At 50.8% G+C, this 17,353-nt stretch carries 14 protein-coding genes; 9 read left to right on the forward strand and 5 right to left on the reverse strand.

Annotated features, from left to right (window positions below; translation table 11 throughout):
• Window positions 1-498 precede the first annotated feature (498 nt).
• Window positions 499-2,664 carry a WD40 repeat domain-containing protein gene (locus tag KDK15_RS15110; protein WP_257296218.1) on the forward strand — a complete coding sequence of 722 codons (2,166 nt, stop codon included), beginning with the start codon at window positions 499-501 and terminating at the stop codon, window positions 2,662-2,664.
• Between the two features lie 33 nt (window positions 2,665-2,697).
• A complete protein-coding gene (locus tag KDK15_RS15115; RefSeq protein WP_257296219.1) occupies window positions 2,698-4,791 on the forward strand; it encodes a WD40 repeat domain-containing protein in 2,094 nt (697 codons plus the stop codon).
• Window positions 4,792-4,887: 96 nt separating this feature from the next.
• On the opposite strand, the gene KDK15_RS15120 is transcribed toward KDK15_RS15115, so the two are convergent.
• The 3 genes from KDK15_RS15120 to KDK15_RS15130 are packed head-to-tail and all read right to left on the reverse strand — an operon-like array spanning window position 4,888 to window position 8,439.
• Window positions 4,888-6,363: an N-acetylmuramoyl-L-alanine amidase gene (locus KDK15_RS15120; RefSeq protein WP_257296220.1), complete on the reverse strand. Its 1,476-nt coding sequence runs from the start codon at window positions 6,361-6,363 to the stop codon at window positions 4,888-4,890.
• Entirely contained in the window at window positions 6,360-6,857 is a 498-nt protein-coding gene (gene tsaE, locus KDK15_RS15125) for a tRNA (adenosine(37)-N6)-threonylcarbamoyltransferase complex ATPase subunit type 1 TsaE (RefSeq protein WP_257296221.1), read from the reverse strand. Before tsaE ends, KDK15_RS15120 begins: the two co-directional genes overlap by 4 nt.
• 37 nt (window positions 6,858-6,894) lie before the next feature.
• A complete protein-coding gene (locus tag KDK15_RS15130) occupies window positions 6,895-8,439 on the reverse strand; it encodes an NAD(P)H-hydrate dehydratase (protein WP_257296222.1) in 1,545 nt (514 codons plus the stop codon).
• Between the two features lie 166 nt (window positions 8,440-8,605).
• Between KDK15_RS15130 and queG the strand changes: the two genes are divergently transcribed.
• On the forward strand, window positions 8,606-9,655 hold the full coding sequence (gene queG / locus KDK15_RS15135) for a tRNA epoxyqueuosine(34) reductase QueG (RefSeq protein WP_257296231.1): 1,050 nt from the start codon (window positions 8,606-8,608) through the stop codon (window positions 9,653-9,655).
• A gap of 179 nt (window positions 9,656-9,834) precedes the next feature.
• Window positions 9,835-10,596: a gamma-glutamylcyclotransferase family protein gene (locus KDK15_RS15140; RefSeq protein ID WP_257296223.1), complete on the forward strand. Its 762-nt coding sequence runs from the start codon at window positions 9,835-9,837 to the stop codon at window positions 10,594-10,596.
• Window positions 10,597-10,687: 91 nt separating this feature from the next.
• Here the strand turns inward: KDK15_RS15140 and KDK15_RS15145 are convergent, their stop codons facing one another.
• Complete coding sequence (locus KDK15_RS15145) at window positions 10,688-11,296, reverse strand: trimeric intracellular cation channel family protein (protein WP_257296224.1); 609 nt, start codon at window positions 11,294-11,296, stop codon at window positions 10,688-10,690.
• Between the two features lie 138 nt (window positions 11,297-11,434).
• Here KDK15_RS15145 and KDK15_RS15150 point away from each other — a divergent pair, with 138 nt between their 5' ends.
• From KDK15_RS15150 to KDK15_RS15170, 5 genes are read left to right on the forward strand one after another with little or no spacing between them, the layout of a single operon-like run.
• Window positions 11,435-12,793 (forward strand): NAD(P)-dependent oxidoreductase, encoded by a 1,359-nt coding sequence (locus KDK15_RS15150; RefSeq protein ID WP_257296225.1) that lies wholly within the window; start codon window positions 11,435-11,437, stop codon window positions 12,791-12,793.
• Window positions 12,786-14,081, forward strand: coding sequence for an NAD-dependent dihydropyrimidine dehydrogenase subunit PreA (preA, locus tag KDK15_RS15155; protein WP_257296226.1), 1,296 nt, complete (start codon window positions 12,786-12,788; stop codon window positions 14,079-14,081). The genes KDK15_RS15150 and preA overlap by 8 nt, the downstream gene beginning before the upstream one ends.
• Window positions 14,082-14,102: 21 nt before the next feature.
• Complete coding sequence (locus tag KDK15_RS15160) at window positions 14,103-15,386, forward strand: ankyrin repeat domain-containing protein (RefSeq protein WP_257296227.1); 1,284 nt, start codon at window positions 14,103-14,105, stop codon at window positions 15,384-15,386.
• Window positions 15,387-15,427: 41 nt separating this feature from the next.
• Complete coding sequence (locus KDK15_RS15165; protein ID WP_257296228.1) at window positions 15,428-15,655, forward strand: 4Fe-4S dicluster-binding protein; 228 nt, start codon at window positions 15,428-15,430, stop codon at window positions 15,653-15,655.
• Between the two features lie 22 nt (window positions 15,656-15,677).
• Window positions 15,678-16,856 (forward strand): ankyrin repeat domain-containing protein, encoded by a 1,179-nt coding sequence (locus KDK15_RS15170; protein ID WP_257296229.1) that lies wholly within the window; start codon window positions 15,678-15,680, stop codon window positions 16,854-16,856.
• A 192-nt stretch (window positions 16,857-17,048) separates the two neighbouring features.
• Here KDK15_RS15170 and KDK15_RS15175 read toward each other — a convergent pair whose 3' ends face one another.
• Window positions 17,049-17,210, reverse strand: a complete 162-nt coding sequence (locus KDK15_RS15175) for a hypothetical protein (RefSeq protein WP_257296230.1) — start codon at window positions 17,208-17,210, stop codon at window positions 17,049-17,051.
• Window positions 17,211-17,353 lie beyond the last annotated feature (143 nt).

Below are 17,353 nucleotides of genomic sequence, written 5' to 3' on the forward strand. Positions count from 1 at the left end.
CACGCCCTTCGACAGGCTCAGGACGAACGTAGTTTTGAAACTCAGAAATGTGCAAATTATTCCGGGGCAATTCCTTATCTCTTATCTTTTAGCAGGCACCCCAGCAAAAGGCTTAAGGTAAGAAATCCTGCCTATTAGATCAATATTGTTTTCATAAGTTCCCTGTGCAGGAATAATCTCTGCAAATTTGCATTGGTACCAAAGTTACCCTGACTTCTTATAACAAAGCCGGTTAGCTATTCAACGGCTTCTGAGAAAATTATTAAATCTGAACTTTTTATTAATACCAATGTCCTAAATAAGAAAGAATGAGATCTTTCACCGTAAAGCAGTCTTTTCGTGAAGTCTCAATAATGGATCAGGCCACAATCTGAGCAGGAATAACCATTTCAAATAAAATTCCTTCTCTCCCCGAAATTTAATGAGATAAAAAAAATGAATCCTTGTTTTGGTAATGAGCAAGCTATAAAAAAACCAAAGTTTACTCATGACAGTGTAATGAGTCTAAGTTCAAATAAGGCCAACGCTGAAACTTCCGCTAATTCGTTGCATTTTTCCGGGATACCTTTGAACAAACTCGGCGATATTTCTACTCATCTGAGCTGTGGTGAAATTTTGGAGTTACAAAAAGAGTTTGGGCAGATCCATTTGGCGGCGGTCAACTCCCGTGACATTAAGGAAAATTGGCCTTTTAAATACATATATGTCAGCACTGACGAAGCTGAAACCAGGCAGAACACTAATTCTGGGTGTGTTCCTGGCGGATTTGAAAAGGCGATCACAGCAGGTACATGGGGTACGGGTTTAGCCAGTGACACCAGACTAAAAGCACTGAAAAGGCCATCCACTGACCTCTCAGTCACCGGACCTGCCCCCGGGAAAGTGGTGAAACAAGCGGCTTCCACGATAATTGCAAACAGCTTCGGTATCCCCCCGAACGCTCAGAACGATCAATTCATCACTCGCCAACCGGTATTCTCTGAGATGGTACGTCAGATGATCGAATGCCGCGAGTTTGAACTTGAGAGAAAAGGGGTTGCTCATTTTGTTGATGATCAGAGCATAAAAGCCATTTTCAGCCCCTTGGAACGCCATGTCCTGTTTCAGGGCTCCCATGAAGTCCGCTGCTGGAGTTGTGATGACAAGGATGATTGGCGGGAGGAAGTCGTACTCAGAATCCAACCAGATAACACCGCCATCTTCAGCACTTCCGGGCACTATGTGTTGGCGGCGGCAGAAGGGTTGTGCAAAGTCTGGAGCTTTGACGGCGGGACCAACTGGGTTGAACAGGTAGCGACAAGTAATATCGGCAGGATTAAGAATGTTCAATTTTCCCCCATAGAGCGGGCACTGGCCATCGCCAGCAGTGACAATAGCGGCCGTGATGCATTGATGATCTGCGTTCGTCATGGCGATAGAGGCTGGATACCGGGATACATGAACAGTGGGTTTGGGAATTTGTCTTTTCAATTCAGTCCTTCCGGTAATTACCTACTGGTCACTTCCAAAAGTGGTGTTGAAATACTGAGCATTGACTACGACGGCGAGGTCAGATGCCAATATTCATATCCCACTGGCAACAGAAAAGTGAACGCTGAATTCAGTCCGGCTGGAGATCGTGCTGTCATCTTCACCAAGACTGTGGATTCAGATGAAAATACACTGACAATCATTGGCCGTATGGGCGACAAGTGGCAAGAGTTGGGATCCCTCAAGAAGAACATTTTTGATGTCAAATTCAGTAACTCAGCACGGCATCTAATGATCCACACCAGGGACAATAAAATCAGACTATGGAGTTTGAATGACCAGGGCAACTATGTTCAAAAGACGGTAATTACTGACCAACCGTCATGTGCGGCTACGCAATTCAGTGCATCAGAAGACATCTTCCTGACTCACAATCCTGACAATGGCAATGTCCACATCCTGAATTATAACCGTTCGGGCCACTGGGAAATTTCACATAATAAGTCTTATTATTATTCGCAGGGAGCCTGCTTCAGCGATGACCCGGCATCCAACTGTATTATGATCAGGGAGCAGGAGGATGTTCATGTCGTGCATGTTAGCAACGAAGGCCGTTGCCAAATTAAAACAATCCATTCACAAGAGATAATTAATAATGCAAGCATCAGCCCATCAGGACGCTATGTTCTGACCACTCATTGTGGCCGTGATGGGCTTATTGCCAAGATCTGGAGTTTTGACAGCGAGGGTAAATCGTTTGCCAAAACCAGGATTTACCGTCCTGCATCTGCCAAAAACTATTTCAGGGTTAATAAAGCCATATTCAACGCTTCGGAGCAGTTGCTCCGGCTCTACGGCGGTGATCTTTTTGCTCTGAATACCATCATCCTTTGGGGGTGTGATGATAACGGCTTATGGACCGAGAGAGGCGTTGTTGACAACGCTGTCTGTGACCCATTGACCGAGGAACCTGTCCACAGTCACGGGATGCTCCAGATATTGGCCGACGACGAGGAACAGGACGGTGACTTTAAAATCTTCGGCTACGACCGTTATGGCAATTGGTGCCAAAAAGCAGAAGGGAACCATGGTGCCACCCTCTCTTCAGGCAGTTTCAGCCCCTCTGGACGAATGCTGTTGACCTGTGGTGACGACAAACGCGCCAGCATCTGGAAGATCACCCCCTCAGAGTAAGTTGTTAACAAAATGTAATAAGGAGATTAAAAAATGAATTTTTGTTTTGATAGCAGTGAAATAGCAGCAAGATTAGCCGCGACTCACGCCAGTAAAGTTGATCAAAGTGCAGATCAGGCTGACTCAGAAGCTTCCGGTAATTCGTCGTATTTTTACGGGATTCCTTTGAAAAAATCCGGGGACATTGCCACTCACCTCAGCTGCGCTGAGATTTTGGAGTTGCAAAAAGAGGTTGGACAGCTCAAGTTCGCAGCAGTTACCTCCCGCGACATTAAGAAAAATTCGCCATTTCAACGCATATATGTCAGCACTGTTGAAGCCCAAACAAAGCAGAACACATACCCGGAAGAGGGTATTCGTGGCAGGTCTGATATGACTCGCACATTAGGTATACCCCCGGATTCTCAGGACGAGCAATTCATCCCCTCTCAACTGACGTTTTCCAGGGACATAAAACAGATGATCCAGTGGGATCAATATCAACTGGAGCGAAAAGCGGTGGTTCATCTTGATGGGAGGATCAAAAACGCCAAGCTAAGTCCTTCGGAACGCCACGCCCTGATCCAGGGTGAAAATGAAGTCCATTTCTGGAGTTGCGATGACCTGGGGGACTGGCGGGAGGAAGGCGTATTCAGGAGCAAAAATATTGAAAAAGCCACCTTCAGCCCTTCCGGTCACTATGGGTTGGCTGCGGCAGAAGGACTCTGCAAAGTCTGGTGCTTTGAGGAAGGGGGCAACTGGGTAGAACAGGCGAAGATAAATTATAGCGGCTGTGTTAGCAGCGTTTGCTTTTCACCCACAGAACGGGCATTGGTGATCACCAGTAGTTCCGATAACCACCATGATACATTCGCAATTCACGTTTGTAACGGTAATGGCGGCTGGGTTCCCAGATGTTTGGTCAGCGGGTATCAGGATCTATCTTTCGAATTCAGCCCCGGCGGCAATGACGTCCTGGTCACTTCAAAAACTGGCGCAGCACTTCTGAACATTAGCGCTGATGGTCGTGTCGGAACTCAATATTCATTTGACAGCCACGGCAATAGGGTCGAGGCTGCCTTCAGTAAGGCTGGACATCATGCGGTTATTTTCACCGAAAGTGATAAACCACGAGAAAATAACCAACTGAGAATTATTGGCCGTGTTGGTGACAAATGGCAAGAGATGGGCTCCTTTAATTACTTTGGGCACATTTGGGAGGCCAAATTCAGCGAGTCAGCACGGCATCTTATAATCAAAACTTATGATGGAAAAATCAGAATCTGGAGTAGGAACAACGAAGGTAGATATGTTCAAACTGAGGTAGTTTCTGGAGATCCGTCACGTATAAAATGGGAATTTAGTGCATTAGAAGATCTGATTCTGATTTATGATGTCAAAAATCGCTTTGTGCAAATCCTGGAGTATGACAGTGAGGGTGAATGGAGAAAGGTACATGCAAGCTCGTACCATTATCTTGAACGAGCCTGCTTCAGCGCTATCCCGGAAGCCAACTGTATTATGATCCAGACTCGAAACGCTGTTCATGTCCTGCATGACATCAATAAAGTTAACACACAGTTCAAAACAATCAATACACAAAAGATTTTTGAAAGGGTCAACATCAGCCCGTCCGGGCGCTATGTTCTGACCACATATTCTGAAGATGAAGGACTTAGCGCCAGAATCTGGGGATTTGACAGTGAGGGTAACTCCATTGCCAAAGCTTCAATCTACCGCCCTGCATTTGCCATCGGAACTTTCAATATCGATAAAGTCGTATTCAGCGCTTCGGAGCAGATGCTCAGGCTTCACTGTCGTGACGGTCTTAGTCGTCAACATTCAATCATCTTATGGGGTTGTGATGATAACGGTTTATGGACCGAGCGAGGTGTTATTGAGAATGTCAGCGAAGAGCCCATCCAGAGCCACGCAATGCTCCAGATTATGGCTTTTGACCAGGACAAAGCGAGTGAATTTAAAATCTACGGCTACGACAGCAGTGGCCATTGGCACCAAAAGGCAGCTGGGAGCCATGGTGCCAGCAGAGTCCGAACAGGCAGTTTAAGTTCCTCCGGAAGGATATTGTTGACTTGTGGTGACGATAATAATGTCAGCATCTGGAACATCGACGCCCCGGAGAAGTAATCTAATGCAAAAGGGCTGCGCTGGCTTTTTTGCCGCGCAGCAATCTGTTCTTTTATGTCTGAAAAATATCATCGGTATTGCAGCCTACATCACGGCTTAATCAGGAATCTGAAGCACCTGACCCACACGAATAGTATTGGCGCTGGATAGCCGGTTAATACGTTTCAGGTCATTCATACTGATATCAAACTGATCGGCAATCTCTGACAGCGTATCCCCGGGTTTAATCACATACCGTGATGGCCGGGTGTTAAGGGTACCCTCCTGTTTCCACTTGGCAACCAGTGTGTCCGGTGGCGGCTTCTTAAAAAACCAGCTTTTGACACCATTGAAAATGGCTTTCGCCATCGCTTTCTGGTGATTGCGGCTCTTCAGTTTTCTGGCCTCTTCAGGGTTGGTGATAAACCCGGTTTCTACCAGGATGGATGGAATATCCGGAGACTTCAGCACCACAAAGCCTGCCTGTTCCACCTGTTTTTTATGCAGCTGGTTAATCCCACCCATATTGGCCAGAACTTTATTTCCCACTTCCAGGCTGGACGATAGCGTTGACGTCATGGATAGATCCAGCAGAACCCCTGCCAGAACATCATCCTTATCCCCCAGGGATATACCCCCTTCACCCCCGATCTGGTCTGATGCATTCTCTTTCTGGGCCAGCCAGCGGGCAGTTTCAGACGTTGCACCACGGCGGGACAAAGCAAATACAGAAGCCCCCTTTGCCCGACGATCTTTAAAACCATCCGCATGAATGGAGATAAACAAGTCGGCTTTATTATCACGGGCTATCTGGGTTCTCCGGCGCAGATCAATATAGTAGTCACCGGTTCGAACCAGCACCGGCCGGAACCCCTTTTCCCTACCCAGCAGGGCGGCCAGTTCTTTGGCTATCGCCAGGGTTACATGTTTCTCATAGCCACCGCCGTAGGCAATGGCCCCGGGATCTTCACCACCGTGGCCTGCATCTATCGCCACGACAATATCCCGATAATCAGCGGGCTTCTGTTTTACCACTGGCTTTGGCTTTCTGCTCTTATCATCAAACAGGTCAACCACCAGACGGTGGCCATACGTCGCATTGGGTTTCAGCAAAAAGCTTTCGCTGGACACCTTTTCACTGAGGTCCAGCACGATCCGCAGGTCACTCTGATTACGGGCACCATGGCGGATCTTTTGAATCGGTGTATCTTTCAGCTGCAAGCTACTGAATGAGCCACTGAGCCGGGCACCGTCAACATCAATAACCAGTCGGCTGGGGTTGCTCAGGTGGAATTTGTTGTGTTCAACCGCATCGGAAACATCGAACACTAGTCGTGTTTTATCCGGCGACCGCCAGAGTCTGACATTTTTAATCAGCTTATAGACTGCTTCGGCTACCTGGGCCTTCAAGGCGGCAAAACCCACGGCCAGGATACCCAGCTGCTTAACGAAACGACGCCTGCCACCGGAAAACACCGGGTCAAACTCATTTGCAGAGGAGGCTTTTTTACCAGTACGGGTAAAGATTGCTGCCCACTGTTTTATGGCAAGCCTGGCCAGAACCCGGCGAGCAACCCCTGTTTTCTGACTCATCCGCCCCCCTGAAGTGCTCTTATGGTTGCCAGCGCACTCTTCCCTGTCTCAGTACCTGCGACAATCGTCGCTTTCCTTCCGGGCAACTCACTCTTGTCAAAAGAATGATAGGCAAAGGTAATGTCCAGATCAGCCTCTGGCAGCTCGCCCTGGCCACGGGATGGCCACTCAACCAGACAAAGCGCCGCTTCACTGAAATAGTCCCGACCGCCAATAAACTCCAATTCCTCAGGGTCGGCAAGGCGATAAAGATCAAAGTGGTAAACCTTGTGGTTATTTACCTCGTAAGGCTCTACCAGTGTATAGGTCGGGCTTTTTACCGCGCCCTGATGACCAAGATGCCGAAGGACGCCCCGGCAGAATGTGGTTTTACCCGCACCAAGATCACCACGCAGAAAAACAATGCCCCGGTCACCCAGGGCTTCTGCCATATGTCCCCCCAACGCCACCATGGCGTCTTCATTTTCTATTAGCAGTTCATATCTGCCTTGCATAAGCCTTTCCAAACAGCCAGTTACCAATGCCTGGCCCTTAATGATCAATAATAAAATTCAATCGTTGCCGAATCACCGGAATCAACTCCGTTGCCCTTAAGCCAGTTTCTCCCTGACCGGCAACCATCTCATCTGCGGCAGATGCATGCAGCCAGACCGCCATCCGGGCAGCCTTGAAAGGTCTCAGACCCTGGGCAAGCAGTGCGCCAATAACACCACTGAGCACATCCCCCATACCAGCCACCGCCATACCGGGGTTGCCATCAGAGCACAGCGCGGTGTTTTGGCCATCAAAAATCAGCGTTCCCGCCCCTTTCAGTAGCAGGGCAATCTCTGGCTGCCCTTGCGCTTCACGCTCGCCAATAAGAGCGGTTAATTGTCGATGATTGTCTACCAGCGCTGCAAATCGATTATTCTGAATCGCTGGTATATCCAAACCCGATAAGCGAGCCAACTCGCCGGGGTGAGGGGTGACAATAATCGGAGACTTTCGCCCATTTAGCAATTGTGGATGATCCGATAACAGGTTCAGTGCATCAGCATCCAGCACCACCGGGCACTCTGCCGCCAGGGCATCCTTCAGCAGCTTCAGCCCCCAGTCATCTCTGCCCAGGCCGGGACCAATAACTATGGCATTCTTTCCTTCAGCGAGAGAACCAAGGCCAGACCGGCTCTTTACCGATACCCCCATCACCTCTGGGCAGCGAACCGCCAGCGCGGCAAGGTGTCGCTTGCGGGTAACAACAGTAACACGGCCAGCACCGCAATGGATGGCGGACTCAGCGGCCATAATGATAGCCCCCGGCATCCCTTTGTTACCACCGATGAGCAGCACATGCCCAAAGTCGCCTTTATGGGCGGCACGGCTTCTGGGTGACAGCCAGCCGCAAAACTGCCCCGATGAAATTCGTCGGCAATAAGAAGGAACGGCTTGATAGACCGGTTCAGGCACGCCCAGGTCATTAAAGACCAGCTCACCACAGTACTCTGGCCCCAGCCCTGTCATCAGCCCCTGCTTCAGGCCTATAAAAGAGACGGTAACCCTGGCCTTGACCGCCTCTCCCAGTGGAACTCCAGTATCAGCACAAAGGCCGGATGGGATATCCACAGCACACACCGGGTTTTCAAGATGATTCAGGCGTTTTATGGCATCCTCATAGTCGCCCCGCACATCACCGCAAAGCCCGGTACCGAGCATGGCATCCACCACCACATCCGCACACAGTGACTGCTCACTGTCGTAAGGTCGAATAACCACGTCAGCATCAACGCAGGCCTGCCAGGCAGTCAGGGCATCGCCTTTGAGTTCTGCTGGAATTTTCACAGCCAGTACCGAAACCCTCAGTCCCTGCTCTTTTGCCAGTTTGGCGACCATATAGCCATCGCCGCCATTGTTTCCTGCCCCACACAACACCAGCAGGGTTTCGGCTTGTGGCCAATAGCGGACAATCGTGGATAACACTGTCCGGGCCGCTCTGGTCATCAGCTCAAAACCCGGGATTCCTTGCTGGTGGATGGCCACATGATCCAGTTGTCGAACCTGATCGGCGGTGTAGAGAGACTCTGGTAAGCTCTTATTCATAAGCGTGCCCGCAATGGTACAATAGAGATTGTATTCTGCATTCAAACTATGCCAACTATGCCAACTATGCCAACTATGCCAAAAGAGCTAATCCAATTCAGTGTCTGAACCCTTATCTTTACCATCCACTTTAACCACATTGACGGACTCATCGCCAGCACCGGCTATGGAAGAACTCGTTGGGAAAATTCGCACCTGGGCCAGAGAGCTTGGCTTTCAGGAGATCGGTATTACTGAAGCCAAAATACCTGACCATGATCTTAAGCATCTGGAAGCCTGGCTGGCGAAAGGGTATCACGGCGATATGGCCTACATGACCCGGCACCGGGAGCTGCGGGCACACCCGGAGCAACTGCATCCCGGCTCATTAAGAGTGATTTCGGCACGCATGGATTACCTGCCAGCGGATACCCAAACCGTGAAGCTGCTCAACGAGCCGGAAAAAGCCTATGTCTCCCGCTATGCCCTGGGCCGGGACTACCATAAGTTAATCCGCAAACGGCTCACCCGGCTGGGCAGGCAGATTGAAGCAGCCGTTGGTGAACATGGCTATCGTGCCTTTGTGGACAGTGCGCCAGTGATGGAACGCCCATTGGCGCAACAGGCAGGACTGGGCTGGATGGGCAAGCACTCACTGATACTGAACCGCCAGGCTGGCTCATTTTTCTTTCTTGGGGAACTGTTCACCAATCTCCCGCTGCCGGTGGATAAGCCTTACGAAAATAATCACTGCGGACGCTGTACCTCCTGTATGGATAAGTGCCCAACCCGGGCCATTGTGGCACCTTATCAGGTTGATGCCCGTCGCTGTATCTCTTACCTGACCATCGAAAACAAGGGCCCCATTCCTGAAGAACTGCGCCCTCTGATGGGCAATCGAATCTATGGCTGTGATGACTGCCAGCTGGCCTGCCCATGGAACCGTTTTGCCAAGCCAACCCGGGAGCCGGACTTTCAACCTCGTCATCACTTGGATGCCAGTGATCTGGTGGAGCTTTTTCACTGGAGTGAAGAACAGTTTCTGGAACGAACCGCTGGCTCGCCTATCCGCAGGGCAGGTTATGAAAGCTGGCTGCGTAATATCGCCGTGGCACTGGGCAACGCCCCGGGCAATGACAGCGTCATTGCAGCTCTGAAAAGTCGTCTGGATTATCCATCAGAGCTGGTTCAGGAGCATATCCTCTGGGCTCTCAAGCGACACGATGCTGAGTGCTGATGCAGGTTGTCCACAGGTAAATTCAAGACTGCCATTTCCCGTTACTGAATCTAACGGGGTTGTTAGTGATCTATCCCGTCGATCGACTAATCTGGGGACAGTGATTATGGCGACTTTATTTTTGACTTGAACCAGGAAAAAGTCTGTTAGAACAATAACTAAAAAGGCAGATCATACCCATGAGATCAACTAAACCTATTTTTTTTACGCTACTGTTATCCCTGATGACCAGCAACCTGACCCTTGCAGCCGACGGTGATCATGACAGGGTCTGGATATTTGGCTATGGCAGCCTGATGTCTACGCTTGCCCGCACCGCTACCGCAGAAGATTCCAAAGATGCCGAGTACCTGCCGGTCAGAATTCATGACATGGTCAGAAAGTGGAATCTCTGGATAGCAAAAGCCTCACAGAGAGCGCTGAACATCGAAGTATCCCCCGGAGATTCCGTTAATGGCTTACTCTTTGCCGTGAAAACCAAAGACCTGCCAGCTTTTGACCTGCGGGAAGGGGCGTACAATCGGGTAAAAATAGCCAAAGATAAAGTGTCATTTTACCGGGAGGATCACAGGAATAAGGTGCTTGGAACCCATGATGACGTGGAGATTTATGCCTACCTTCCCAAATCCGAGCTATACGTTGGCCCGGAAGATACTGAAAAGAAAATCGCCATGTCCTACCTGAATATTGTCCGTTCCGGCTGCGTTGAAGTGGACCAGAACAATAATCTCAATGGCCAGTTCATCATGGACTGTCATAAAACGCTGGGCCTTGAGGAGTATGATACTTTTCAGGATGAAGATCAGCCTACCTACGTGAGGCACCCGAAAAATCTATTGAAAAAAGCAGAGCAAAGGGTCGATTTTCTGAAGGGTTATTTGGCGGATGACTGGCCCGGTTATCTGGAAATCGTCAGGAAATATTGGGGTTCTGATATCTGAGGGTCGCCGCCCGCTTCCCGCAAAAGTACAAGCGGTTCAGGCTTTTCGGGTAGCGGACAGCGGATACTATGTCATTGTCCTTAAATAATTCCTACATAGGCAACCCAAATCTCGGCAGAGACAACCCTTTATACACCGCCATCAACCTGAGAAGAAGAACCACTGCAGCCGCAACAATTGACGTGTAGTTTATGTTATTGAGCAATGGCTCCAGCAATATGAACACCGCGCCGCCTGCCATAGCAGCCGATGCATAGATCTCCTTTCTCAGTACCATGGGAATCTCCCCGGCCAGCATATCCCGAATGGCACCACCACCACAGCCAGTCAATACACCCATCATAATGGCAACCAATGGCTCCACACCAAATGACAAAGATTTGGTCACGCCAATAACCACAAAGACCGCCAGCCCCAGGGCATCAGAGACCTGAAGAATCCACTTGCTGCGCTCATGCCACTGGCGAACCACGATGGCAAACAGCGTCGTAGCCAGAATAACCAGCAGGTAAAGCGTATCTTTTATCCAGAATACGGGCGTAGTGGAGAGTAAAACGTCTCTGATAGTTCCGCCCCCAACGGCAGTCACAAAGGCGAGCACCATTGCGCCAAACAGATCCATGTCTTTCCGGCAGGCCAGCCAGACACCACTAATCGCAAAAACCGCAGTGCCAAAAAGGTCAAGAATATAGAGCAGCATTAACGAATCTACGGAAAAAATGTTATTGGATTATAGATTATAAATTCGTCTTCCACGGGCAGATATAGTCATATACGGCATTCTTTCCGAATACATTCTGGCTGCTAGTCTTCTTACACTCGATGAGGATTAACCGCCATGAATAAACCCGATATCCACAATGGCAGGTTGTCAGCGGACCAGTACCGCCGCAACTTTGCCGATATTAAACCTGCCCTCAGTGATTACCAGGCTCATATTGAAGCCAGCCGATGCCTGTATTGCGAAGCGGCACCCTGTATCCCGGCCTGTCCCACCGGCATCAATATTCCCTCCTTTATCAACCGTATCGCCACTGACAATATCGACGGTGCCGCACAGGCCATTCTGGATGCCAATATTCTGGGAGGAAGCTGCGCCCGGGTCTGTCCAACCGAGGTTCTCTGCGAACAGGCCTGCGTCAGAAATCATCAGCCAGAGTGCCGTCCGGTGAAGATCGGTCTACTGCAGCGTTACGCCATCGATAACCGCCAGTCAGCGGACCATCCATTTACCCGCCTGCCGGAAACAGGAAAAGCCATCGCGGTTGTGGGTGCAGGCCCGGCGGGACTGTCCTGTGCACATTATCTGGCCCGGCAAGGTCACAACATTACCTTGTTTGATGCCCGGGAAAAGCCCGGAGGCCTCAATGAATTCGGTATCGCCTACTACAAACTGGTGGATAGCTATGCCCGCCAGGAAGTGGACTTCATCCTGGAAATTGGTGGTATCTGCCCAGAGTATCGCTGTCGGCTTGGCCAGAATCTCAGCCTGGATCAATTGCGAGAGCAGTTTGATGCGGTGTTTCTCGGGCTCGGGTTGGGCGGTTGCCACTCATTAGGCCTCCAGGGCGAAGCAGCAGAAGGTGTTGAGGATGCCCTCCCGGCCATATCCTCCCTTCGTCAGTGCCATGATCTGAGCCAACTGCCTGTTGGCCGACGTATAGTGGTTATTGGCGGGGGCAACACCGCTATTGATATCGCCTGCCAATGCCAACGGCTGGGTGCAGAGGACGTCACCATTGCCTATCGTCGCGGCCCTGAACAGATGTCAGCAACCGGTCATGAACAGGCTTTCGCCCGGGACAATGGTGTTCGCATCCTCACCTGGGTTCAGCCTTCAGCCCTGGAAATTGAAGATGGCTCCATCACCGCCATCCAGCTGGAAAAAACCGTGCTGGATACCAACGGCCAATTACAGGGCACCGGTGAGCTGACCACTTTACCGGTAGACACACTCTACAAGGCCATCGGCCAGCATTTGCTGGTGGATTCATTTGCCAATACCAGTGACAGGCCTGCGATAAAAGGCAACCGTATAGTAACGGATGACCACTTTCGCACGTCGCTGGTTAACGTCTGGGCCGGCGGCGACTGCATTGATAAAGGTGAAGACCTGACCGTCCATGCGGTTGAACATGGTAAACGGGCGGCCCAGGCCATTGATCAATACCTGCAGGGAGGGACAGATAATGGCTGATTTAACCAGTAATTTCCTCGGTATTCGCTCCCCTAATCCGTTCTGGCTGGCTTCTGCGCCACCAACGGATAAAGCCTACAATGTCTACCGGGCATTCGAAGCTGGCTGGGGCGGTGCGGTCTGGAAAACCCTGGGTGAAGACCCGGCACCGGTCAATGTTTGTTCCCGTTATTCCTGCCACAGGAATACCCGTGGTGACGTGATCGGGTTTAACAATATCGAACTGATCACCGATCGCCCGCTGCAGGTGAATCTGGATGAAATACGCCAGACCAAAAAAGACTGGCCCGACCGGGCACTGCTGGTCTCGCTGATGGTGCCCTGCAAAGAAGAAAGCTGGCAGGCCATCCTCAGCCAGGTAGAGGAGACCGGGTGTGATGGTGTCGAACTGAATTTCGGCTGTCCCCACGGCATGCCGGAACGGGGGATGGGCTCAGCGGTTGGTCAGGTACCGGAATATATCGCCATGGTTACCCGCTGGTGCAAACAGTACAGCAACCTCCCCGTTGTGGTTAAACTCACTCCCAATATCACCAATATCGTGGTGGCTGCTGAAGCGGCTCAGGCCGGTGGTGCCGATGCCGTATCGTTGATCAATACCATCAACTCAATTACCGGTATTGATCTGGATCGAATGGTGGGATACCACGCCGTCAACGATAAGTTCACCAGTGGTGGTTATTGTGGCGAAGCGGTGAAACCCATCGCCCTGAATATGGTCGGGCAGATTGCCCGCAGCCCGGACACCGCCGGACTGCCCATCTCGGCCATTGGCGGTATCAGTACCTGGCGCGACGCTGCCGAATTTATGGCTTTAGGGGCGGGCACCGTTCAGGTTTGTACCGCCGCTATGATGAACGGTTTCAAGATTGTGCAGGACATGATTGATGGCCTGTCCCGGTGGATGGACCGCAAACACTATCCAACCCTGGACAGCTTTCGAGGCGCTGCCGTCCCCAATCTGACCGACTGGAAATACCTGGATCTGAATTACAAGACCATTGCCCACATTGATCAGGACAGCTGTATCCAATGCGGCCGATGCTATGCGGCCTGCGAAGATGCTGCCCACCAGGCCATCGCCATAACACCGATAAAACAGTCAACCCAACGCCGGTTTGAGGTGATCGAGGAGGCCTGCGTGGGGTGCAACCTCTGCCAGATCACCTGTCCTGTGGATCACTGTATTGCCATGGTCAGACAGCAAACCGGCAAATCCTATCTAAACTGGACGCAGCACCCGAATAGCAAGGGGCAGGAAGGTAACCTATCGACGGAGCAAACCTGATTTTTAGTGCCAGAGTATGTCATGAATTCGCTAGAATATGCAGTTGACTGTGGTGACCATGCTATGGTCAAAACCCTGCTGGACAAGGGGGCTGACCCGAATATTATCATCGGAAATTGTAATGAAACCCCGCTGCACCGGGCAGTTAAAGCTGGTCAACATGCTATTGTCGAGACCCTGCTGACCTACGGGGCTGACCCAAAACTCAAGGACAGAAAAGGACGGACAGCCCTGCAACGTGCAGTTGCCAAAGGTCATCTCAATGTATACAAAACTCTTTTATCTATAACCCATCAGCCGGACTGGGATAGCCTGTTACAGGAATTTTCCTGTTCAGGGTGGAAGGATCAAGTTGAGGCGGCACTGGCCAAAGGGGCTAACCCGAATAACCAGGACAGTTATAGAAATACACCTTTAGGAAAAGCAGCTACTGTTGGTTGCCAAGCTATTGTCGAGACCCTGCTGGCCAACGGAGCTAACCCAAATATTCCCGGATGTAACGATTACACCCCGCTGCACTATGCAGCTGACAATGGTTACCATGCTATTGTCACGACCCTACTGGAAAAAGGGGCTGACGCGGACCTCAAGAACAGATATGGACTGACAGCCTTGCAACATGCAGCTGTCCATGGTCATCTTGATGTATACAAAACCCTGTTACCTAAAACCCATCAGCCGGACTGGGACAGCCTATTACTGACATTTTCCCGTTCTAGATGGAAGGATCAAGTTGAGGCGGCACTGGCCAAAGGGGCTAACCCGAATTACCAGGACAGTAATAGTTATACACCTTTAGAAAGAGCAACTATTCATGGTTGCCATGCTATTGTCGAGATCCTGCTGGCCAACGGAGCTGACCCAAATATTCCCGGATTTAACGATTACACCCCGCTGCACCATGCAGCTGACCAGGGTCACTATGCTATTGTCGAGATCCTGCTGGCCAGCGGGGCTGACCCAAATATCCCCGGATTTAACGATTATACCCCGCTGCACCATGCAGCTGACCAGGGTCACTATGCTATTGTCAAGATCCTGCTGGCCAATGGGGCTAACCCGAACCTCAAACACAGTCTTGGCAAGACAGCCTTGCAATGTGCAGGACCAGCTATAAAAGAAATAATCCAGAATTTCATGTCTGTACCTCGTTTACCGTCTCTCCAATCCTGCTGCCGGGCCAGCATCCGGAGTCGGCTGATCAAAGGCCTGGCTGGCAACGGGCCGCCAATGAAGAAGGCGCTAGATTCGCTGGAGCTGCCTGAGCCGATGTATCGATATGTTTATCACCCTCTGTCCCTGTAGAGCGAGCCGGAGTTGTCCTGGCAGGTCATTGGTGGCCCTGAGTGTACCATATACTCGGTTTCTGTCGTTTTCTTGATAACACCGATAAAACACGCCGGTTTGATGTGATCGAGGAGGCCTGTGAAGGGTGCAACCTGTGCCAGATCACCTGTCCTGTGGATAACTGTATTGCCATGGTCAGGCAGCAAACCGGCAAAACCTATCTAAACTGGACGCAGCACCAGAATAGCAAGGGTCAGGAAGGTAACCTATCGACGGATCAAACCTGATTTTTTAGTGCCGGAGTATGCCATGAATTCGCTAGAACATGCAGTTGTCTGTGGTGACCATGCTATGGTCAAAACCTTGCTGGACAAGGGGGCTGACCCGGATATTCCCGGAAATAACAATGAAACCCCGCTGCACCGGGCAGTTAACGCTGGTCACCATGTTATTGCCAAGACCCTGCTGACCTTCGGGGCTGACCCAAACCTCAAGGACATTAATGGAAGGACAACCTTGCATTATGCAGCTCTCGAAGGTCACCATGCTATGGTCGAGCCCCTGCTGGCCAATGGAGCTGACGCGGACCTCAAGGACGTAAATGGATGGACACCTTTGCAATGTGCAGCTGGCAACCGTCATCGCGATGTGTACGATTCACTGCTACCTAAAACTCATCAGCCGGACTGGAACAGCCTGTTACAGGTATTTTCCCGTTCAGGGTGGAAGGATCAAGTTGAGGCGGCACTGGCCAGGGGGGCTAACCCGAATATCCAGGACAGTGATGGTGATACACCTTTAGGAGGAGCAGCTACGGCTGGCCACCATGCTATTGTCGAGACCCTGCTGGACTATGGGGCTAACCCAAATATTCCCGATAGTGGTCATTACACCCCGCTGCACCGGGCAGCTGCCGTTGGTCACCATCCTATGGTCAAGACCCTGCTGGACAGAGGGGCTGACCCGAACCTCAAGGACGGGGCTGGATGGAAAGCCTTGAAATCTGCACTTACCAGTGATTACCCGGATGCATACAAAATCCTGTTACCTGTAACCCATCAGCCGGACTGGAACAGCCTGTTACCGAAACTTGTCTATGAAGGATGGAAAGATCAAGTTGAGGCGGCACTGGTCAACGGGGCTGACCCGAATATTCCCGATTTTTTCCATAAAACCCTGCTGCACAGGGCAGCTGAGGCTGGTCACCGTGATATTGTCAAGACTCTGCTGGTCAACGGGGCTGACCCGAAATTCAAAGACTGGAATGGACGGACAGCCTGTCAATGTGCAAGGACAGAAGCCATAAAAGAAGCAATCCAGAATTTCATGTCTGTACCTCACTCTCTCCAATTCTACTGCCGGGCCAGCATCCGGGGTCGGCTGGTCAAGTGTCTGCCTGACAACGGACTACCAATGAAGGAGGCGGTCAGGTTTCTGCCGCTTAATCATCCAACAATGCAGTATGTCGATCACCTGCTGTCACTGTAGGGCGAGGCGGAGCTGCTTCGGGAGGCTGTCCGGAAATAGACTGCCCTACGCGTGCTCCTGCTTTGCTCTGGCTCCTGCATCCATGTAGTCGTGCGGTTGCAATAAATTGGTCCAAAAATCACCGGTCGCTGTATGGGCCAGCGGTGCTGGACACTGTCATGGCATCGGTCAGGGTTCACCCCGGAGACATGGTTAATCCATTTCATTGAGCCCCCAGAATTTTGGGTCAGGGCTGACATGGGCAATCACGCTAAAATAAAAAGGGTAGGTTTTGTTTAAATCATCATCCGTTCTCGTTAAATTGCTTTCTTTAACTTCCAGCTTGTCGATTCTCAGGTTCCAGTCTTTTGCCACCCTGACGGTGCTTTTGCCATTAACCGTGTTTTCCAGAAAATCTCTCCTGAACGCTTCTGAATGATGGTTTCCCTGGTATTTAATAATTGTAACTATTCAGCACCCATCAAAAGCTGACTGTTATAATTCTGAACAGCTCTAAT

The organism is Endozoicomonas sp. YOMI1 (genome assembly GCF_024606345.1).
In the GTDB taxonomy this organism is placed as follows: Bacteria; Pseudomonadota; Gammaproteobacteria; order Pseudomonadales; family Endozoicomonadaceae; genus Endozoicomonas.